Genomic DNA, 20,244 nt, shown 5'->3' with positions numbered 1-20,244 from the left:
ACCAGCAAGAAAATCCGTGGCTCCACCCCTTTCCCACAGGGAGAGTTGGCGGCAATGAAACCCACCTGAGCGACACCACGAACCGCCCAAGGAGCCACCCATGTCGACGCTGCGCGTAACCGCCGAAGTCCTGACCGTCCATGACCATCCGAACGCCGACGCACTCGAACTGGCCCAGGTGGGCCTGTATCGCGCGGTCGTCGCCAAGGGCTCGTACCGGACCGGCGACGCGGCCGTGTACATCCCGGAGCAGTCCGTCCTGCCGGGCGAACTCGTCGAGGAGCTGGGCCTGACCGGGCGGCTGGCGGGGAGCAGGTCGGACCGGGTCAAGGCGGTACGGCTGCGCGGTGAGCTCTCGCAGGGCATCGTGTGCCGGCCCCGCGCACTCGACGGCGTCGATCTGGCGCAGGCCGTGGCCGACGGCACCGACTTCGCGGAGCTGCTGGGCATCGTCAAATGGGTGCCGCCGATCCCGCCCACCATGAACGGCGACGTCGAGTCCGCGCCCGACCTTCTGAGCTGGGTCGACATCGAGAACATCCAGCGCTACCCCGGCATCTTCACGCCGGGCGAGCCGGTCGTCCTCACCGAGAAGCTGCACGGCTCGGCCTGCCTGCTGACCTATCTCGCGGACGAGGGGCGCGTCCAGGTCTCCTCGAAGGGGTTCGGCGCCAAGTCCCTTGCCCTGAAAGAGGATCCGCGCAATCTGTACTGGCGTGCGGTGACCGCCCACGGCGTCGCCGAGACCGCCGCCCGCCTCGCCGAGCGGCTCGGGGCGCGCCGGGTCGGCATCTTCGGCGAGGTCTTCGGGGCGGGCGTGCAGGATCTGACGTACGGCGCGGACGGGTGGCGCGAGACGCTCGGGTACGCCGTGTTCGACGTGTCCGTGGAGGTCGACGGGGAGGTGCGCTGGCTGGACGCGGCAGAGCTGCTGGAGGGCCGACTGCCGCTCGTACCAAGGCTGTACGAGGGTCCGTACGACATCGACCGGGTCCTGGAGATCGCGAGCGGGCGCGAGACGGTGTCCGGGCGGGGGCTGCATCTGCGGGAGGGCGTGGTGATCCGGCCGGCCGTCGAGCGGTACAGCGCGGTGACCGGTGGGCGTGCGATCGCCAAGGCGGTCAGTCCGGCGTACCTGACACGGAAGGGCGGGACGGAGTACGAGTAGCCGGACCGGCGCCGCCGCTCTTCTCCACCAGTAGCCGGGATCCTGCCTGGCGTTCGCCGAAGACGTCGTCCGGGTTGGACAGGACGCAGCTCTGCAGGGACAGGCAGCCGCAGCCGATGCAGTCGCTGAGATGGTCGCGAAGACGGTTCAACTGCGTGATGCGCTTGTCGAGTTCGGAGCGCCAGTGCTCGGAGAGGCGGGACCAGTCCTCCCGGGTGGGGGTGCGTTCCTCGGGGAGTTCGGCGAGCGCTTCGCGGATCGTGGCGAGCGGGATGCCGACGCGCTGCGCGGCCCGGACGAAGGCGACCCGGCGCAGCGCGTCACGGCCGTAGCGGCGCTGGTTGCCCGAGGTGCGGCGGCTGGTGATGAGGCCCTTGGACTCGTAGAAGTGCAGGGCGGAGACGGCGGCGCCGCTGCGGGCCGCGAGCTGGCCGACCGTGAGTTCGTGGATCTTCTCGGGAATCTGGGGCACCCCTCGAACCCTACCCACCCGATACGGACCGCAGTCCGTTGACATGGAGTCCACGGCCTACCATGCTAAGCAGTTGCTTAGACATGGTGCGACACAATGCGATGACACAGTGGCGAGGAGGCCGGGACATGGCAGAGCCGAGGATCTTCACGGGCGCGGACGACCTGAAGGCGGCGGTCGGTGAGCAGCTCGGGTACACCGACTGGCTGGAGATCGACCAGAAGCGCGTCGATCTGTTCGCGGACGCCACCGGCGACCACCAGTGGATCCACGTGGACCCGGAGAAGGCAGCCAGTGGCCCCTTCGGGACCACCATCGCGCACGGCTATCTGACCCTCTCGCTGCTGCCCCTCTTCGGGCCGCAGCTGATCAAGGTCGAGGGCGTGAAGATGGGCGTCAACTACGGGACGAACAAGGTCCGTTTCCCCGCGCCCGTCCCGGTCGGCTCCCGGCTGCGCGCCACCGCCACGATCAACGGCGTCGACGACGTCCCCGGGGGCGTCCAGGTCACCGTCGGCTTCAGCGTGGAGCGCGAGGGCGGCGACAAGCCGGTGTGCGTCGCGGAGTCGGTGTCGCGGTACTACCTGTGAGCCTCTGAGCGCGGGCCGCCCGGCCCCACCATCCGTAGTACGAGGTCGGCATAGAGCGCGCCGACCTCGTCCGGCGTACGCGAACCGTTGACGTTGAACCAGCGGGCCACGTCGACGCACAGCGACAGCACGGCGAGCGTCGTGCCCGGTACGTCGGGTACGTCGAACTCGCCCGTCTCCATCCCGTCCTCGATGATCCCGCGCACTTCGGCGTCGCACTGGCGGCGCAGCGCGAGGATCTCTGCGCGGGCGTCGGGGCCCAGGGAGTCGAGTTCGTACTGCACGACCCGTGCGGTGGTGCGCCCTCCGGCGTGCCAGCGGACGAAGGAGCTGACGGCCTCGGCCAGCCGCTCGGTCGCGGTGCCCTCGGTCTGCGCCGCCGTACGCAGGATGTCGACGGCCTTCTCGTGGCCGATCCTGCTGATCCGGTGGAGCAGCTCTTCCTTGGTCTTGTAGTGGATGTAGAGCGCGGCGGGGCTCATGCCCGCGCGGCCCGCGATGTCACGGGTCGTCGTCGCGTGGTAGCCGCGCTCGGCGAAGGCCTCCACCGCGGCGACGAGCAACCGCCGGGCCGCGTCGGGGGTCACCTCACCCCACGGCGCCGCCTCGCCGCCGGCCGTGTCCTCCGCCGTACTCATCGCCCGTTCGCCCCTTCCACCAACAGTGACCCCCACTGTACCGCTGCGGGTGAGCGGGCGCTTAGCGCACCCGGTCAGGGGCTTCCGGATCAGTGCTTCCGGATCAGGGCTTGCGTGGATCAGGGCTTCAACAAGGGGTCGTACTCGGCGAGGAGCTTGTCCAGCCTGGCCTGGTCGACCCGGCTGACGATCTGCCCGGCCTCCTGGCGGTCGCGGATGACCTTGGCCAGGGTGAAGGCGGAGGTCACCAGATAGAGGACGGCGATACCGAGGAAGCCGCGCACCCAGGCGTCGGCGTGCAGTCGGAAGATGCCGATGGCCGTCGCCCCCATGGCGATGCCGAAGGACGCGACGGCCTGGCCGTAGAAGGCCGCCGTGCTCTGCTGCTGAACCGGTGTCTCACTCATGGGGACAAGAGTCGGCGAACGTGGCCCGCGCCACATCCGTCAAGGTACTCAGACAAGTACCGGCCATGTACTCAGAAGGCCGACACGCCCGTCAGCGCGCGGCCGATCAGCAGTTTCTGGATCTGGCTCGTGCCTTCGTAGAGGGTCATCACGCGGGCGTCGCGCAGGAGCTTGCCCACCGGATACTCGTCGATGTAGCCGTAGCCGCCGAAGACCTGCAGGGCGTTGTTCGCGGCGCGGACGGCGGCCTCGGAGGCGAAGAGCTTGGCCTTGGAGGACTCGGTGGCGAAGGGCAGACCCCGGTCGATCAGATCGGCGACGCGCCAGGTCAGCAGCCGTGCCGCGTCGACGTCCACGGCGATGTCGCTGATCAGCTCCTGCACCAGCTGATGCCGCGCGATCGGCTTGCCGAACTGCTCCCGCTCGCCCGCGTACGGGACGGCCGCGTCCAGGGCGGCCTGGGCTATCCCGACGCACCCCGCGGCCACCGACATCCGCCCCTTCGCGAGCGCCGACATGGCCACGGAGAAGCCCTTGCCCTCGGGGGCCAGCATCGCCGAGGCGGGCACGCGCACGTCCTCGAATACCAGTTCGGCGGTGGCCTGACCGCGCAGACCGAGCTTGCCGTGGAGGGCGCGGCGGGTCAGTCCGGGGGTGTCGGTCGGTACGAGGAAGGCGGAGACGCCCTTGTGGCCGGGGGCGTCGGTGGAGCGGGCGAAGAGCAGCACCACGTCGGCCCAGGTGCCGTTCGTGATGAACATCTTGGTGCCGTTGAGGACGTACTCCTCGCCTTCACGCACCGCCCGCGTGGTGAGGTTGCCCGCGTCGGACCCGGTGCCCGGCTCGGTCAGACCGAAGCAGCCCACGTACTCGCCGGAGGTGAGCCCGGGCAGCCAGCGGCGTTTCTGCTCCTCGCTCCCCCAGTGCGCAACGGTCTTGGCCACCAGCCCCAGGGACACGGAGACGATTCCGCGCACGGACGAGTCCCCGCGGCCGAGTTCCTCGGTGACCAGGCAGTACGCGAGGTGGTCGCCGCCCGAGCCGCCGTACTCCTCGTCGATGGTCAGGCCCAGGAAGCCGACCTCGCCCAGTTTCTTCACGATCGACCGGTCGACGTCCTCGGCGCGATCCCAGGCGATGACGTTCGGGGTGATCTCGCGGTCGACGAAGTCCCGGGCGAGCCGCTGGACGGCGGTCTGCTCCTCGCTCAGTTCCAGGTTCATGACGAGCCACCCCACAGACATCGGACCGCGAAGAACATTTAAATTAGCGCTGCTAGTTTACAGCCGCAGCCCTACTATGTGCGCCATGGCCCGACCGCGCAAGCCCCTCCTCAGCACCGACCTGATCGTCGAGACGGCACGGGCACTGGTGGACGCGGAAGGGCTGGCCGCCCTGTCGACACGCCGGCTCGCCGCCGAGCTGGGAGTCAGCGGGCCGTCCCTCTACAACCACTTCCGGACGAAGGACCAGATCCTGGAAGCGGTCGCGGACTCGGTGAGCGTGCTGGTCGACCTGTCGATGTTCGAGGGGGGCGAGGGCGGCGAGGGGAGCGAGAGGGTCCGCGACTGGCGTACCGCGCTGCACGACTGGGCCGTCTCCTACCGGGCCGCATTGCGCGACCACCCGAACATCGTCCCGGTCCTCGCCCGCGGCCCCGGCCGCCGCCCCGCGGGCCTGCGCCTCGCCGACGCCGTCTACGGCGGGATGGTCGAGGCGGGCTGGCCGCCCGCCCAGGCCACCTCGATCGGCGCGCTGATGCGGTACTTCATCATGGGCTCCGCGCTCGGCTCCTTCGCCGGGGGCTTCGTGGACGACGAGAGCGCGTACGACCCGGCCGACTATCCCCACCTCGGACAGGCCCACCTTCTCGCCGAGCAGCAGGAGAAGATCGACGAGCGGGCCTTCGAGACCGGCCTCACGGCACTGCTGGACGGGCTGGCACAGCAGTACGCGCAACTGGGGCGACCCGAGTAGACATCCACATCCGCATCCACCTCCCGCCACGCACACTTCGGCGGGCGCCGAAGTGTCCGTACCCCATGCTGGGCCCATGACCACGAGGGATGCGAGGAGTACGAGGAAGCCGGGCCGCGCGTCCGGTCTCGCCGCGTTGGCCGGGCTGTTGGCCGACGAGACACGGGCCGGTTTCCTGCTGGCGCTGCTGGACGGGCGGGCGTGGACCGCCGGAGAGCTGGCGCGGTACGCCGGGGTCGCCGCATCGACGGCCAGCGAGCACCTGGGCAAACTCGTGGCCGGCGGGCTGCTCACCGAGGAGCGCCAGGGACGGCACCGTTACGTGCGGCTGGCCGACGCCGGCGTGGCCCAACTCGTCGAGGATCTGGCCGCCCACGTCGCCCCCTCCGCGGCCCAACGCCCGCGCACGCTGCGGGAGTCCGGCGCCGGGTCCGCGATGGCACGTGGCCGTACCTGCTACGACCACCTCGCCGGACGGCTCGGCATCGCCCTCACCGATGCCCTGACCGGGCGGGGGCTGCTCCGCCAGGACACCGGGTTCGCGCTCACGGACGCCGGGCTGCGCTGGTTCGCCACCGCGGGCATCGACCTCGACCGCACCGGTCGCCGCCCTCTCACCCGCGCCTGCCTCGACTGGACCGAACGCCGCCCCCACCTCGCGGGCACCGCCGGCGCCGCCCTGTGCCGGCACGCACTGGACGCGCGCTGGTGCGAACGCATCGGCTCGGAACGGGCGGTCAGGGTGACCCCCGAAGGGGAACACCGTTTCGCCCAGCTCCTCGGCATCGAGGCGACGGCCCTGCGCTGAGCCGCCGCACAGCCGATCCCGTACGACGCCCTGCCCCCGCACAGCCGCACGTCCGAAAATCGCGAGCCCTCCCCGCCCTTCCTCCCTAGCCTCTGGAGCATGATGACCTCGTCCCCGTCCTCCCGCCCGGCCCCTCGTCCGGAGGTGCTGGCAGCTGTCGCGGCCTGCGTGACCGTGGTGCTGTGGGCGTCCGCGTTCGTCTCGATCCGCAGTGCGGGGGCCGCGTACTCACCGGGCGCGCTGGCGCTCGGGCGGATGCTCGCCGGGTTCGTGACGTTGGGGGCGATCTGTCTCGTACGGCGGGAGGGATTGCCGCCCCGGTCGGCCTGGCGGGGGATCGCGATCTCGGGCGTGCTGTGGTTCGGCGTGTACATGGTCGTGCTGAACTGGGGCGAGCAGCAGGTGGACGCGGGGACGGCCGCCCTCGTCGTGAACGTCGGTCCGATCCTCATCGCCCTGCTCGGCACCCGGCTGCTCGGCGACCCGATGCCGCCCCGGCTGCTCGCGGGCATGGCGGTGTCGTTCGCGGGCGCGGTGACCGTCGGGCTGTCGATGTCGGGCGGGGGCGGCACGTCGGTGCTCGGGGTGGCGCTGTGTCTGCTCGCGGCGGCCGCGTGGGCCACCGGTGTCGTCGCGCAGAAGCCGGCCCTGGCCCGGGCGAGCGCCCTCCAGGCGACGACGTTCGGCTGTCTGGTCGGGGCCCTGACCTGTCTGCCGTTCGCCGGGCAACTGGTCGGCGAGGCGGCCGACGCGCCGCTCTCCGCGACCCTCAACATGATCTACCTGGGCGTCTTCCCGACCGCCCTGGCCTTCACGACCTGGGCCTACGCCCTGGCCCGTACGACGGCCAGCCGCATGGGCGCGACCACGTACGCCGTCCCTGCCCTGGTCGTGCTGATGTCCTGGCTGGCGCTGGGCGAGGTACCGGGGCTGCTCACGCTGGCGGGCGGCGGGCTGTGTCTCGCGGGGGTGGCGGTGTCGCGGTCCCGGGCGAGGGCGCGGGCACAGATGGCGGGGGCCGTGACTGCGGAGGAGGTCGCGCAACCGCGGCCACGGTCCGAAGAGGTCGACGAGTCAGCGTGAACGCGCTCTGCCCGTAAGGCTCTTGGGTGCGGGTGGCGCTGGTCGCGTCGCCGTCAGGTGCGCGTACACGACGATGTTGCCGGTGTAGCCGGTCCGTCGGTCGTAGGCGCCGCCGCAGGTGATGAGCCGCAGCTCGGGGCGGGCGCGGGCGCCGTACACGTCGCGGCTGGGGAAGTTCGCCTTGTCGTACGTCTTCACGGCGTCGACGGTGTAGATGGCCGTGCGCCCGTCCGCGCGCCGGAGTTCGACCGGGCGTCCGGGCGTGACCGCGTCGAGGCCGACGAACACGGCGGGCCCGGCACGGGTGTCGCGATGCCCTACGACGATCACCGTGCCGTTCTCCCCCGGTGACGGCCCGTCCGCGTACCAGCCGACCAGGTTGGAGTTGTCGTCCGGGGGCGCGGTGAGCTGCCGGTGGCGGTCGAGGCGCAGATCCACGACCGGCGCCTCGATGTCGAGGTACGGAAGGGTGAGCGTGGTGGGGCGGGAGCGCGGGAGGAGGGCGGGCGGGCGTGGCGGGGCCGGCACGTTCGGGTGAGCGGCCGGTGGTGTCGGCCCGGCGGGCCCTGGCCGTCCCGCTGCGGGCCCGACCACCCGGGTCGGCGCGGCCGGGGATGTCGGCCTGGCGGACCCGGGCCGTCCCCGCGCGGATCCGTCCGCCCGGGTCGGCCCGGTAGGCGGTGTTGGCCTGGCGGACCCTGACCGTCCCTGCGCGGGCCCGGCCGCCGGTGTCGGCGTGGCCGGCGCCGGGCTCCGCCCCCGTGCCGCCGCCCTCGCCCCGGCGCTCTCGCCGGACCCGGTGGACGGTGTGACCGGCGTGCCGTCGGTGGCGGTGACGGGTGCGGGGGCGGCCTCGTCGACCCGGGCCCACCAGACGCCGCCCACCGCCAGGGCGACGGTCAGGACGACCGTGCGGGTCAGTCGGTAGGCGCGTGTCCGGTGCCACGGCCGGGGCCGGCGGGCGTGGTCAGGCCGCGCCATCGGCACGTCGGCGCGTCCGGAGGTAGACCACTCCCCCGACCACGATCAGGCCCACGGCAGCCGCACCGGCGACCGGTGAGAAGGCCTCCGCCCGGGCGACACCGCCGCCGCCCGCGGGAACCCCGCCGTGCGGGCCGCCCGGGCCGCCCGGGCCGCCGTCAGACCCGCCGGGACCTCCCCCGGGGCCGCCGGGCGGGGTCGGTGTCCCGGTCGCGCAGTCGACCTGGAACACCTTGTGCTTGGCCGCGCCCTGGCCGTCGACGATGTTCCACGTCAGCTTGTACCGACCGTAGGGCAGCGCGAGGGTCAGGGTGTGTCCGGTGCCGTCCGGCTCCAGTTCGAGGGTGTCGGCGAGGGTGGCGCCGTTCGCCTCCAGAGGCTGGGTCTCGATGGACCACTCGATGTCCTGGCCGGCGTCGAAGTTGAACGCGGCGAGGTAGAAGTCGCAGACCTTCGGCTCGTTGATCTGGTCGTCGAAGCGCGTACCCACCTTGTGGATCTTGACGTCTCCGTTGTCGCCGGGGGCGGCGACGGCAGGGGCCCCGATGAGGGTGGTGCCCGCAAGGGTGAGGGCGGCGAGCGCGGCGGTACGGGCGCCGGCACGGCGTGGACGGAGCGAGGTGGTCATGCACATTCCTCCAAGTCAGAAGATTTTCACACAAATCACGCTTCTTCTGACTCTCTTTCACATAAGCGCCCACAAGAGCGGAAGCACCGCCCTACGCCCCGTCGGACATCACCCTTCCGGCCCCCTCCCGCTTCTCCACCGGCGCCCGCGGGCCCGACGAGCGCATCGCTGTCCCCGCCGCCAGCAACAGCAGCACGCCCAGCATCACGAACGGTGCCGCCACGCCCGTGACCCCGGCGACCAGACCGGCCGTGGCGGGCGCGGCGACCTGGCCGAGCCGGTTGCCGGTCAGGCGCAGCGCGAGGGCGGTGGAGCGGGCGCCTGCTGGGGCGGCCTGGACGACCGTCGTCATCGACAGCGGCTGTCCGACGCCCAGGCAGAAGCCCAGCGCCGCGAGCATCAGGGCCAGCCCCCACACCGGCACCGGCAGCGCGATCCCCGCGCACAGCACCGCCGCAAGCAGACAGGTCACGGTGAGCAGCAGGCGCCGGCCGAGCAGCCGGAGCAGGGGTGTCAGCACCAGACGGCACGCGATGGTGGCCGCCGCGCGCAGTCCGAGGAGCACGCCGATCACGGCCGGCGCGATGCCCCGATGCTCGCCGACCACCGGAAGGTAGGCGGTGAGAATGTCGGTCGCGGACAGTACGGCGAGGCTGACGAAGATGCCCGCGGGTACGCCCCGGGTGCGCAGAATGCGGTGCACGGGGACGCGATCGCCTTGCTCCGTACGGGACTTGACGGCCGTACGGTCCTCGACGCGCCACAGTGATGTGAACGACAACGCGGCGACCGCGGAAGCGACCAGCAGGGCGCGGGCGCTGGTGGCCGCCATGTCGTGGCCGCCGATCAGCACACCCGCCGCGATCGGGCCGATGAACTGGCCGAGCGAGACACCGATGGTGAAGTGGCCGAAGTTGCGGTCCTGTTCGTGCGGGGCGGACCGGCGGGCGACGATCGACTGGCCGCCGATGACGAAGCAGAGATGGCCGAGGCCCATCACTCCGCTCCACGCGGCCATCGTGCCGAGGGAGTCGGCGGTCGCGCCGAGAGCGCAGCCACCGGAGACCAGGAGGGCGCCGACGGTCAGCAGGGGTGCGCAGCGGCCGTGGTCGGTGCGGCGGCCCAGCGGGACGGCGGCGAAGAGCGGGAGCAGGGCGTACGCGGCGGCGATCACGCCGATGGCCCGCTCGTCCGCGCCCAGCGCGAGGGCCCGGTAGGAGACGGCGGGCCGGGCCATCGACACCGCCCCCTGCGTGAAGCTGAAGGCGATGACTAGGCGGAGCAGCCAGCCGCGGTTCCCACCGGGCCTCATGGTCGTGTCCTCCATCGGACGGTCGAACGGGCGTACAGGCACGGGCAGTTGAGCGGACAGTTGTGCAGGCAGTCGACCGGGCGGTCAGATGATGCCGAACAGGATTCCCGCCCCGAGGATGGTCAGGGAGGTCAGCACGGCCCACTTGACCACGAACTTCGTGTGGTCGCCGAACTCGACCTTCGCCATGCCGACGAGGACGTAGACGGCGGGGACGAGCGGGCTGGACATGTGCAGGGGCTGGGCGATGAGGGAGGCGCGGGCGATCTCCAGGGGGGAGACGCCGTGGGCCGCGCCGGCCTCGGCGAGGACCGGCAGGACGCCGAAGTAGAAGCCGTCGTTGGACATGAAGTAGGTGAGCGGGATGCTCAGCAGGCCGGTGACGAAGGCCATGTGCGGGCCCATGCCGTCGGGGATGTTGTCGACGAGCCAGCGGGCCATGTGGTCGACCATGCCGGTGCCGGTGAGGACGCCGGTGAAGACGGCGGCGGCGAAGACCATACCGGAGACGTTGAGGACGTTCTCCGCGTGGGCGCCGAGACGGGCCTTCTGGTCGGGCATGTGCGGGAAGTTGACCGTCAGGGCGAGCGCGGCACCGAGCAGGAACAGCACCGGGATCGGCAGCCACTCCATGATCATGGAGGTGAGCAGCGTGACCGTGAGGAGCGCGTTGAACCAGTAGAGCTTGGGGCGCAGGGTGGTGCGGTTGGGGTCGAGGACCTTCAGCATCCGGTCGTCGTCATCGTCCGTGCCGCTGTCGGTGGTGCCCTCGGCACCGGAACCGCCGGTGGGCGCGGCCGAGTTGCCCGCACCGGATCCGACGGTCGACTTGGCGCCCGACCCGGCGCCGACGAGCACGGTCTCCGACTCCTGCTCCGGCTCCTCCACCAGGACCGCGTCCAGCGTGAGCACGCCGAGCCGCTTGCGCTCGCGGCGGCCGAGGACGTAGGAGAGGGCGATGACGAAGGCGAGGCCGACGGCGAGCGCCGGGATCATCGGGACGAAGATGTCGCTCGCGTCCAGCTTCAGGGCTGTCGCGGCGCGGGCCGTCGGACCACCCCAGGGCAGGGTGTTCATCACACCGTTGGCCATCGCGGCGACGCCGGTCATCACGACGAGGCTCATCTTGAGGCGCTTGTACAGGGGGTACATCGCCGAGACCGTGATCATGAAGGTGGTCGAGCCGTCGCCGTCGAGGGACACGATCGCCGCGAGGATCGCCGTACCGACGACTATGCGCAGCGGGTCGGCCTTGGCGAACTTCAGGATGCCTCGGACGATCGGGTCGAAGAGGCCGACGTCGATCATCACACCGAAGTAGACGATCGCGAACATGAGCATCGCCGCGGTGGGGGCGAGGCTGGTGACGCCGTCGATGACGTAGTCACCGAGCTTGGCGCCCTTCCCGACGAAGACGCAGAAAAGTGCCGGGATCAGTACGAGCGCCGCGATCGGCGACATCTTCTTCATCATGATCAGGACCAGGAAGGTCGCGATCATCGTGAAGCCCAGGATGGTCAACATGAGTGGGTTACCTAACGTTCGCCCTTGAACTCCCACCGGAGTCGGCAGTGCGTTGACGTTAGGTCGCCCCCACAAGTCTTAACAAGATGTTGACGTGCGAGCAATAAGCGCAAAACTCCTGGTCACAGCGTTGTGCCTGCTGGCGCGAGTTCGATGGGTACACCATTCAGTACGGCGTTGCCCGACAGCGGGTCGAGAAGACTGCCGTCGAGGACCTGGTTGACGTTGACTCCGGGGTCGACGGCGGCGTGCGCGAGCCGGGTGCCGGGCCGGTCGTGTCCCCACCCGTGGGGCAGGCTCACGACCCCGCGCCGTACGACGTCGGTGATCTCGGCGGGGGCCACCACCTCTCCCCCGGCGCCCTTGATCCGTACCGGGGCTCCGTCCAGTACACCGAGGGCGGCGGCGTCCTCGGGGTGGATGTGGAGGGTGCAGCGGTTGGTGCCGCCGGTGAGGGCGGGCACGTTGTGCATCCAGCTGTTGTTGGACCGCAGATGGCGCCGCCCGATGAGCACGATCCCGGCGGGGCGCTCCCGCATGGCCTGGCGCAGGCGCGGCAGGTCGTCGGCGATGGGCTGCGGCAGCAGTTCGATCCGGCCGCTGCGCGTCTTCAGGGGCTGCGGGAGGCGCGGCTGGAGCGGCCCGAGGTCGATGCCGTGCGGGTGGGCGAGCACCTTCGCCAGGGTCAGACCGTCCGCTCGTACGCCGAAGCCGTCGCCGTACGGGCCCAGGCGCAGCATCAGATCGAGGCGGCGCTCGGGGCCGGTGTCGCCGTCGAGCTCCTTGGCGAGCTCCTGCGGATCGCGGCCGTGGACCGGGGAGTGGGGTTCCTTGACGGCCTTGCCGAGGGTCTGGTCGATGACCATGGCATCCACAGCGGCGGGGTCGGCGCCGTGCATGCCGGTCGCGGCCAGGACGAGTCGCGCGAAGATCTCGGTCTCGGCCATCCTGCCCGGCTCCAGGGGGACGGCGGGGCGGTTGTAGCGGACCTGGTTACGGACGGCGAGGGTGTTGAGGGCGAAGTCGTGGTGGGGGCTCTGCGAGGGCGGGGGCGGAGGCAGCACGACGTGCGCGTGACGTGAGGTCTCGTTCAGGTAGGGGTCGACGCTGACCATGAAGTCGAGCGAGTCCAGCGCCTTGTCGAGCCGGTTGCCGTCGGGCGCGGAGAGGACGGGGTTCGCGGCGACGACGATGAGGGCCCGGATCGGCTCGCCCTCGGCGGTGGCGGTGTCTATCTCCTCGGCGAGCGCTGAGAGCGGCAACTCGCCCTTCGCCTCCGGGTGTTGGCTGACCCGCGAGTGCCAGCGGCCCAGCGTGAACCCGTGACTGGGTCCGGCCGGCCGGGGTGTCCTGTCGGTGGCCGCCTGCGGGAAGAGGGCGCCGCCTGGCCGGTCGAGGTTGCCGGTGAGGATGTCGAGGACGTCGACCAGCCAGCTGGCGAGGGTGCCGTGCGGGACGGTGCAGCTGCCGATGCGGCCGTAGACGGCGGCGGTGGGCGCGGCGGCGAGTTCACGGGCGAGGGTGCGGATGGTGTCGGCGTCCACGTCACAGGCCTCGGCGACGGCGTCGGGCGTGAAGTCCCTTACCGCTTGCGCCAGTTCGTCGACGCCTTGGACATGCGGCGCCAACTCGCCCAGGTCGACGAGGTGTTCCTCGAACAGGACGTGGGTCATCGCGGCGAGCAGCAGGGCGTCCGTACCGGGGCGGATCGCGATGTGCCGGTCGGCGAGCTTGGCGGTGCGGGTGCGGCGGGGGTCGATGACGGTGAGCGTGCCGCCGCGCGCCTTGAGGGCCTTGAGCTTGCCGGGGAAGTCGGGCGCCGTGCACAGACTGCCGTTGGACTCAAGGGGGTTGGCGCCGATGAGCAGCAGATGGTCGGTGCGGTCGAGGTCGGGTACGGGGATCGCGTTGGCGTCTCCGTAGAGCAGCCCGCTGGAGACATGCTTGGGCATCTGGTCGACCGTGGAGGCGGTGAAGACGCTGCGGGTGCCGAGGCCGGCGAGCAGAACCGGCGGGTAGAGAGCCCCGGCCACGGTGTGCACGTTCGGATTCCCGAAGACGCCGCCGACGGAGTTCGGCCCGTGCCGTTCGACCACGCCCCGGATGCCCGCGGCGACGGCGTCGAAGGCCTCCGCCCAGCTGGCCTCGCGCAACTCGCCGTCCCGTCGCACGAGGGGGGTGCGCAGCCGGTCGGGGTCGCTGTCGAGGGCCCCGAAGGAGGCACCCTTGGGGCAGATAAACCCCTGACTGAACACGTCGTCGCGGTCACCACGGGCACTGGTGACCCGGCCGCTCTCGATGGTGAGCGTCAGTCCGCAGGTGGCCTCGCACAGGGGACAGACGCGCAGAGCGGTGCGGGAATCGGTGCGGGAGTCGGTGGGGTGGGACACGGGTCCTCCCGGGTGGGTGGCGGCAACGGTGACGCGCGGTTGGAGCCGAGCATACCGACCGGTAGGGATGGAGGGGAGTGGTTGCGCGCACCCACCTCGACCGCACCCTCCGGGCCGGCCGCGAACCTCAGTCGAGCACCCGTGACAGATACGCCCGCAACAGCTCCCGCATCTCGCCGATGATCCGCTCGTCCCCCTCCGGGGTGACCCGGAAGGCCAGGTGGACCAGGGTGTCGGCGGTCTCCGTGGCGACCAGGAACGCGCGGCGCAGGTCGTCGTCCGGTTCACGGTCGAGGACGTCGGAGAGGAGAGCGGTGAGGGTGTCGGCGACGCGGTGGTTGGGTTCGGCGTCGCGCTTGCCGACCGGTATCTGGTTGCCGAAGTCGACGAGCGAGAACCCCGGCGCGGTCCGTTTCATGGCCAGGTACTCGTCGAGCACGGCGTCCATGGCCTCGCGCCACCCGCCGCCGCTCTGCTGCCGCAGGCGCTCGGTGACACGCGCGATGTAGACCTCCAGGTTCCGCTGGGCCAGCGCGTCCGCCATGGCGCGCTTGTTGCCGAAGAACCTGTACACGGAACCTATGGGGACGCCGGCGCGTATCGCCACCGCCCGGGTGCTCAGGGAGTCGTAGCCGACCTCGTCCAGGAGGTCGGCGCAGGCGTCGAGGATTCTGGTCAGCCGTTCGGCACTGCGCCGCTGTACGGGCGCACGACGTAGCGAGGTCGCTTGGGGCACAGGCTTCATCATGCCGCCCCACAGCGGCCCAGTGAACCGCGCCCCTCATTTTCCCCTCTTGCGCCCCCGCACCCGGAATCCTACGGTGAAGCATAGGAATGAGGATGAAGGAGCGAGGGAGCACTGATGAGTGAGGACGCGCGGAAGGCCGACGAGGGGCTGGACAGCCTCGCCGGCCTTTCCGGCCTTTCTTGGCTGTCCGGTTTCGGAAACGAGCACAGCTCGGAGGCCGTTCCGGGCGCTCTCCCCGAGGGCCGCAACTCGCCGCAGCGCGCTCCTCTGGGCCTCTACGCCGAGCAGCTCAGCGGTACGGCGTTCACCGAGCCCCGCGCCCACAACCGCCGTTCCTGGCTGTACCGCATCCGCCCCTCGGCCGCGCATCCCCCCTTCACGCCCACCGACAACGGCGCGATCCGTACGGCCCCCTTCACGGAATCCGTGCCCGATCCCAACCGCCTGCGCTGGGACCCACTGCCCGAGCCCCCGGTCGGGACGGACTTCCTGGCGGGCCTGTGGACCCTCGGCGGCAACGGCGACGCCACTCAGCGCAGTGGCATGGCCGTGCACCTCTACCACGCCGACTCCTCGATGGAGCGGGTGTTCAGCGACGCCGACGGGGAGCTGCTGATCGTCCCGGAGGCCGGCGGGCTGCTGCTGCGCACCGAGTTCGGGCTGCTGTACGTCGAGCCCGGCCAGGTCGCGCTCGTCCCTCGCGGGGTGCGTTTCCGGGTGGAGCTGATCGACGCCGTTGCCCGCGGCTACGTGTGCGAGAACTACGGCGCCCCCTTCCGGCTCCCCGACCTCGGGCCGATCGGCGCCAACGGGCTGGCCAACGCACGGGACTTCCGTGCGCCGGTCGCCGCGTACGAGGACGTCGAGGGTCCGGTTGAGGTCGTCAACAAGTTCTGCGGCAACCTCTGGACGGCGGTCTACGACCACTCCCCGCTCGACGTGGTCGCCTGGCACGGCAACCATGTCCCGTACGCCTACGACCTGCGCCGCTTCAACGTCCTCGGCACCATCTCGTACGACCACCCGGACCCGTCGATCTTCACGGTGCTGACGTCGCCGTCGGACACTCCCGGCCTCGCGGGCATCGACTTCGTCGTCTTCGCGCCGCGCTGGCTGGTGGGCGAGGACACCTTCCGGCCGCCGTACTTCCACCGGAACGTGATGAGCGAGTACATGGGGCTGATCGAGGGCGCGTACGACGCGAAGACGGCCGGGAAGGGGGGCTTTGTGCCCGGGGGCGGCTCGCTGCACAACATGATGTCCGCGCACGGGCCCGACCGGGAGACCTTCGACCGGGCCGGCGCCGCCGAGCTGCGGCCCCAGAAGGTCGACGACGGGCTGGCGTTCATGTTCGAGACCCGCTGGCCGGTGACCCTGACGGCACAGGCGGCGCGGGCGGAGCATCTGCAACCTGGGTACGACGACGTGTGGTCGGGCCTCCAGCGGCACTTCCGCCCGTTGCACTGAGCGTTGACGACCGGTACGGATACCTCCGTGACCTCCTTCGCGCCGGACTCGATCGTCCTGAACCGCAAACTGCCCCTCTGGTACCAGGTTTCGCAGTCCCTGCGCGCCTCGATCCTCGGCCGCTCGGCGCGAGACCCGCTGCGGCTGCCCACCGAGGAACAGTTGGCGGGGCACTACGGCGTGAGCGTGCTGACCATGCGGCAGGCGCTGAAGGAGCTGGAGGACGAGGGGCTGATCAGCCGCCACCGCAGACGCGGCACGTTCATCGAGCCGGACGCCCAACGAGGCGCTCCCGTACGGCTGCTGGGCTCGGTCGACGCGATCGTCGCCCAGCAGTCCGGTATGACGACCGAACTCCTCGACCACGGCAGCGCGCCCGTGCCCGCCGAACTCGCCGAGTACTTCCCGGATCTCGTGGAGGTGGCCACGTACCACCGGCTGCGCGGCGACGAGGAGACCGGCGAGCCGACCAACCACGCCCGCAACTACGTCCGTCCGGAACTGGCGGAGCGTATCGACCGCCACGACCTGGTCCGCTGGCCGATGACCAAGGTGCTGCGGGACGTCGTCGGCGTGGACATCAGCCGCATCACGGACACCGTGCAGGCCCGCCTCGCGGACCCGGAGACGGCCCGCCTGCTCCGGGTCCCGCTGCTCAGCCCGATCCTGCACTACACGGGCGTCGCGTACGACGACACGGGCCGGGTCCTGGACGTGGCCGTCATCCACTACCGGGGCGACCGCTTCTCCTTCACGGTGACGCTGGATGCGACCTAGGCCCTGTCGTCAAATTCCCGTCGTCCGCCCGAAGGGCGGGCCCTGCGGCGGCGTGGGGGCACCTCCCGCTCGAGCGAAGCCGAGAGTGGGGGGAGCGTTGCTCTCGGCGTGCCGGGCGCAGGCCCTCGTACTGGTTGTACGTGGGTCTGTGCCCGGTGCGGCGAGTGGGGGCCCCTCCCACGCCCTTAAGGCAGTGGGGGAGCGTGCATGACGCCGCAGGGCAGGCGGGAATTTGACGACAGGGCCTAGGACAAGGGCAGGAGGAGGCGTCGTACGATGCCCAGCGTGACGCCCGACGACGACGCTCCGCTGCTCGCGGACCTCATGCCGTGGTCCGTCGCACCGCCACGGCTGGGCCGGGGGTGGCCGACGGCACCCGACGCGGCATCCCTGAAAGCACGCTGGGACACCCTGCTGAAGGCCGAAGAACCGGACCGCGAGGCCCTGTTCGAGCCGACCCGCTCACGCACCACGCACTCGGCGGTGGGACAGCTGCCCGGCCGGCCCAGCGGCACGGAGAAGCTCGCCCGCGCCACCGGCCCGTGCGCGGAGCCGGTACGGGTCCTGCAGGCGCCCTTCGACGAGCAGTGGCTGATCCCGGACCACCGGCTGATCGACGCGGCGCGCCCGGAGTTGTGGCGGGTGGCGGACGAACGGCAGGTGTTCGTCGTCGAGACGGCGACCTCACCGCCCAGCTCCGGAGGGCCGCTGCTGCTCGCCTCGTCCCTGCCGCCCCTGATCCGCCCGGGCCGGATCCGCCCGCTGTACCGGCGGCCCGACGGCACCGAACCCAACCTGGCCCCGGGCCTGCTGGACCACCTCACCGACCGCCTGGGCCACCGCCCCGACCCGGTCGACCTCCTCGCCTGGGCCCTGATCGCCGTACGCCCGGGGCTCACCGTCCGCTCACCGCCGACCCCGAACTCTGGTCCCGGGGTGTCGAGTTGGGTCGCCGCGTGCTGTGGCTGATGCGACGGGACGGCCAACGCCCCAAACTGCCCGGCGGCCGGCGCCCCTACGTGCGCTCGCCACTGCCCTCCCGCCCGGTCGCCGTTCACTACGACCGCGACGAGGAGACCCTCCAGGTCGACGACGGCCGCATCTCCCCGGTACCACCCGAGGCATGGGACTTCGAGGCGGGCGGGGTACGGGTGCTGGAGCAGTGGCTGGCGGTGCGGATAGGGGGTGCGGTCGAGCCGGGAACGCTGGAGGCGATCAGGCCGGCGACCTGGCCGCAGACGTGGACATCGGAACTGCTGGAGCTGATCACTGTGCTGGCACTACTGGCGGAATTGCGCCCGCAACAAGCCGAGTTGACGGTGACGGACCCGATCACGACAGCCGAGCTACAGACGGCGGGCGTACTCCCGGTACCGGCAGCCGCCCGGCGCCCCGCTTCGGTCTTGGACCACCACGAGGAAGGCCCAGAAGGCCAGTTCACGCTCCTCTGACCCACTTAGGGGCGCGGGGAACTGCGCGACCAACCACGACGAGACCCGCACCCGGCAAACGACCCCTCATCCCCGCGGCGAAAACCCATCCAGCACCCGCAGAAGCATCCGCTCGAACACCGCCTCCAGATCAATCGGCCCCGCGTCCTCCATGAACGCCGCAGCCATCCGGGGATACGCACCGCTCCCCACCTGCCCCCCGAGGTACGCGATCCGCATCGCGTTCTCCTGCTCCTCCGACCACGGCAGGGACCGCGCACGCTCAGCCGTCGCCAACTCGTTGCCGACATACGTCGTCACCAGGCCGTTGAGCATCGCGATCAGTTCGATCTTCGTGCCGTAGGGGGCGTCGAACGAGTCGAGGCAGGTCAGACAGTGTTCGAGATAGCGCAGGGCGTTGGGGCTGAAGCCGTAGACCGGGGACATCAGACGCGGTAGCCAGGGATGGCGCCGCATGAGGGTGCGGGTCTGGTGGGCCACCCGCAGCATGTCGGCGCGCCAGTCGCCCGAGGGCTCCCACAGCTCGTGCTCGCCACTGATGGCGTCAACCATCAGCTCGTACAGGTCCTCCTTGCGGGGGACGTAGTTGTAGAGCGACATCGTGCCGCAGCCCAGTTCGGCCGCGACATGCCGCATCGAGGCCGCGTCGAGCCCCTCCGCGTCCGCGATCCGCACCGCGGCGGCCGCGATGTCGGCGCGACTGTACGCGGCCTTCGGACCACGGCCCGCACGTTCGGGACGGGCCCAGATCACTTCGGGTACGGCGGCTCGGCCGGCCATTGATCATCACCTCGACCACCCATCGTAGTTACGTACGCCGTACGTAGTGCGCTATGGTCACCTCATGACTACTACGTACGCTGTACTTAGTGAAGGTCTGGAGAAGTCCTTCGGGAAGATCCATGCCGTACGCGGGCTGGACCTGGCGGTGGCCGAGGGATCCGTGTGCGGGCTGCTGGGGCCGAACGGCGCGGGCAAGACCACGGCCGTACGGCTGCTCACCACGCTGCTGCGGCCCGACGCGGGCTCGGCGCGCATCGCGGGCCACGACCTCGTGCGGGAGGCAGCTGCTGTACGACGCCGGATCGGCGTCACCGGGCAGTACGCGTCGGTCGACGGCGACCTCACCGGCCGCGAGAACCTGCGGCTCTTCGCCCGGCTGCACCGGGTCAGGGGACCGGCCGCACGCGCCGACGACCTGCTCGGCCGCTTCGGGCTCGCGGAGGCCGCCGACCGGCCCGCATCCACCTACTCGGGCGGGATGCGCCGGCGCCTCGACCTCGCGGCGAGCCTGGTCGAACGGCCCGACGTGCTCTTCCTGGACGAGCCCACGACGGGGCTCGACCCTGCGGCCCGCAACCAGATCTGGGCGGCGGTGCGCGGGCTGAAGGAGGAGGGTACGACGGTTCTGCTGACCACCCAGTACCTGGAGGAGGCCGACCAACTCGCTGACGAGATCGTCCTCGTGGAGCACGGCCGGGCCGCCCACACCGGGTCGCCGGCCCAACTCAAGGCCCTCATCGGCTCGTACGCGGAGGTCATGGTCGCCGAGGCCGACGCACTGCTGGGCGCAGCCGCGATCCTCGACCAACTCACCGGTTCCGAACCGGTGTTGGACCACGACCGGCTCACCGTCGGCGCGGTCACCACCGACCCGACGATCACCCTTCCCCGACTGGTGCGCGAACTCGACGCCGCCGGCGTGCCGTTGCTCGACGCGAGCCTGCGCCCGCCGACCCTCGACGACGTGTTTCTCCGGCTGACGGAACGTAAGGAGCTTGCAGCGTGAGCACGTCGACTTCCCCGAACTCCACGAACGCCAC

19 protein-coding genes and 1 pseudogene are annotated in these 20,244 nt (G+C 71.0%); 9 read left to right on the top strand and 11 right to left on the bottom strand.

Features of this window, described 5'->3' with window-relative positions:
• The first annotated feature begins 100 nt into the window (after positions 1-100).
• Positions 101-1,168 carry an RNA ligase (ATP) gene (locus OG734_RS38980; protein WP_330292121.1) on the top strand — a complete coding sequence of 356 codons (1,068 nt, stop codon included), beginning with the start codon at positions 101-103 and terminating at the stop codon, positions 1,166-1,168.
• Here OG734_RS38980 and soxR read toward each other — a convergent pair.
• Complete coding sequence (gene soxR / locus OG734_RS38975) at positions 1,122-1,640, bottom strand: redox-sensitive transcriptional activator SoxR (RefSeq protein ID WP_330292120.1); 519 nt, start codon at positions 1,638-1,640, stop codon at positions 1,122-1,124. The genes OG734_RS38980 and soxR overlap by 47 nt on opposite strands.
• Positions 1,641-1,768: 128 nt before the next feature.
• Here soxR and OG734_RS38970 point away from each other — a divergent pair, with 128 nt between their 5' ends.
• On the top strand, positions 1,769-2,230 hold the full coding sequence (locus OG734_RS38970; RefSeq protein WP_330292119.1) for a MaoC family dehydratase: 462 nt from the start codon (positions 1,769-1,771) through the stop codon (positions 2,228-2,230).
• Here OG734_RS38970 and OG734_RS38965 read toward each other — a convergent pair.
• The 3 genes from OG734_RS38965 to OG734_RS38955 all read right to left on the bottom strand — a co-directional run bounded on the left by OG734_RS38965 (position 2,221) and on the right by OG734_RS38955 (position 4,498).
• The gene (locus tag OG734_RS38965; protein ID WP_330292118.1) at positions 2,221-2,868 is read right to left on the bottom strand and encodes a TetR/AcrR family transcriptional regulator; all 648 of its coding nucleotides are present in this window, start codon (positions 2,866-2,868) and stop codon (positions 2,221-2,223) included. The genes OG734_RS38970 and OG734_RS38965 overlap by 10 nt on opposite strands.
• Positions 2,869-2,987: 119 nt before the next feature.
• Positions 2,988-3,275 (bottom strand): YiaA/YiaB family inner membrane protein, encoded by a 288-nt coding sequence (locus OG734_RS38960; protein ID WP_330292117.1) that lies wholly within the window; start codon positions 3,273-3,275, stop codon positions 2,988-2,990.
• Between the two features lie 71 nt (positions 3,276-3,346).
• Positions 3,347-4,498 (bottom strand): acyl-CoA dehydrogenase family protein, encoded by a 1,152-nt coding sequence (locus OG734_RS38955; protein WP_330292116.1) that lies wholly within the window; start codon positions 4,496-4,498, stop codon positions 3,347-3,349.
• Positions 4,499-4,583: 85 nt separating this feature from the next.
• On the opposite strand from OG734_RS38955, the gene OG734_RS38950 reads away from it, so the two are divergent.
• The 3 genes from OG734_RS38950 (at position 4,584) to OG734_RS38940 (ending at position 7,143) form a co-directional block, all read left to right on the top strand.
• Positions 4,584-5,252 (top strand): TetR/AcrR family transcriptional regulator, encoded by a 669-nt coding sequence (locus OG734_RS38950; protein WP_330292115.1) that lies wholly within the window; start codon positions 4,584-4,586, stop codon positions 5,250-5,252.
• Between the two features lie 76 nt (positions 5,253-5,328).
• Positions 5,329-6,060: an ArsR/SmtB family transcription factor gene (locus OG734_RS38945; RefSeq protein WP_330292114.1), complete on the top strand. Its 732-nt coding sequence runs from the start codon at positions 5,329-5,331 to the stop codon at positions 6,058-6,060.
• Between the two features lie 99 nt (positions 6,061-6,159).
• Positions 6,160-7,143 carry a DMT family transporter gene (locus OG734_RS38940; protein ID WP_330292113.1) on the top strand — a complete coding sequence of 328 codons (984 nt, stop codon included), beginning with the start codon at positions 6,160-6,162 and terminating at the stop codon, positions 7,141-7,143.
• Here OG734_RS38940 and OG734_RS38935 read toward each other — a convergent pair.
• The 6 genes from OG734_RS38935 to OG734_RS38910 form a co-directional block, all read right to left on the bottom strand.
• Positions 7,135-8,124, bottom strand: coding sequence for a class F sortase (locus OG734_RS38935; protein WP_330292112.1), 990 nt, complete (start codon positions 8,122-8,124; stop codon positions 7,135-7,137). The genes OG734_RS38940 and OG734_RS38935 overlap by 9 nt on opposite strands.
• The gene (locus OG734_RS38930; RefSeq protein WP_330292111.1) at positions 8,111-8,752 is read right to left on the bottom strand and encodes a hypothetical protein; all 642 of its coding nucleotides are present in this window, start codon (positions 8,750-8,752) and stop codon (positions 8,111-8,113) included. Before OG734_RS38930 ends, OG734_RS38935 begins: the two co-directional genes overlap by 14 nt.
• Before the next feature lie 91 nt (positions 8,753-8,843).
• On the bottom strand, positions 8,844-10,064 hold the full coding sequence (locus tag OG734_RS38925; RefSeq protein ID WP_330292110.1) for an MFS transporter: 1,221 nt from the start codon (positions 10,062-10,064) through the stop codon (positions 8,844-8,846).
• Between the two features lie 84 nt (positions 10,065-10,148).
• Positions 10,149-11,588 (bottom strand): CitMHS family transporter, encoded by a 1,440-nt coding sequence (locus tag OG734_RS38920; protein ID WP_330292109.1) that lies wholly within the window; start codon positions 11,586-11,588, stop codon positions 10,149-10,151.
• A 122-nt stretch (positions 11,589-11,710) separates the two neighbouring features.
• Positions 11,711-13,978, bottom strand: a complete 2,268-nt coding sequence (locus tag OG734_RS38915) for a molybdopterin oxidoreductase family protein (protein ID WP_330292108.1) — start codon at positions 13,976-13,978, stop codon at positions 11,711-11,713.
• A 127-nt stretch (positions 13,979-14,105) separates the two neighbouring features.
• The gene (locus OG734_RS38910) at positions 14,106-14,723 is read right to left on the bottom strand and encodes a TetR/AcrR family transcriptional regulator (RefSeq protein WP_330293948.1); all 618 of its coding nucleotides are present in this window, start codon (positions 14,721-14,723) and stop codon (positions 14,106-14,108) included.
• A 117-nt stretch (positions 14,724-14,840) separates the two neighbouring features.
• Between OG734_RS38910 and hmgA the strand changes: the two genes are divergently transcribed.
• The 3 genes and pseudogenes from hmgA to OG734_RS38895 all read left to right on the top strand — a co-directional run bounded on the left by hmgA (position 14,841) and on the right by OG734_RS38895 (position 18,421).
• Positions 14,841-16,193, top strand: coding sequence for a homogentisate 1,2-dioxygenase (hmgA, locus tag OG734_RS38905; RefSeq protein ID WP_330292107.1), 1,353 nt, complete (start codon positions 14,841-14,843; stop codon positions 16,191-16,193).
• A gap of 27 nt (positions 16,194-16,220) precedes the next feature.
• Positions 16,221-16,970 carry a GntR family transcriptional regulator gene (locus OG734_RS38900; protein WP_330292106.1) on the top strand — a complete coding sequence of 250 codons (750 nt, stop codon included), beginning with the start codon at positions 16,221-16,223 and terminating at the stop codon, positions 16,968-16,970.
• Positions 16,971-17,246: 276 nt separating this feature from the next.
• Positions 17,247-18,421, top strand: a pseudogene (locus OG734_RS38895) (type ISP restriction/modification enzyme).
• A 66-nt stretch (positions 18,422-18,487) separates the two neighbouring features.
• Here the strand turns inward: OG734_RS38895 and OG734_RS38890 are convergent.
• Complete coding sequence (locus tag OG734_RS38890) at positions 18,488-19,201, bottom strand: TetR/AcrR family transcriptional regulator (RefSeq protein ID WP_330292105.1); 714 nt, start codon at positions 19,199-19,201, stop codon at positions 18,488-18,490.
• Between the two features lie 64 nt (positions 19,202-19,265).
• Here OG734_RS38890 and OG734_RS38885 point away from each other — a divergent pair, with 64 nt between their 5' ends.
• On the top strand, positions 19,266-20,210 hold the full coding sequence (locus OG734_RS38885) for an ATP-binding cassette domain-containing protein (protein ID WP_330292104.1): 945 nt from the start codon (positions 19,266-19,268) through the stop codon (positions 20,208-20,210).
• The last annotated feature ends 34 nt before the right edge of the window (positions 20,211-20,244 follow it).

The organism is Streptomyces sp. NBC_00576 (assembly GCF_036345175.1).
Lineage (GTDB): Bacteria > Actinomycetota > Actinomycetes > Streptomycetales > Streptomycetaceae > Streptomyces.
The sequence above is the reverse complement of the archived record's forward strand: the minus strand, read 5'-3'. Positions and strand labels throughout refer to the sequence as shown.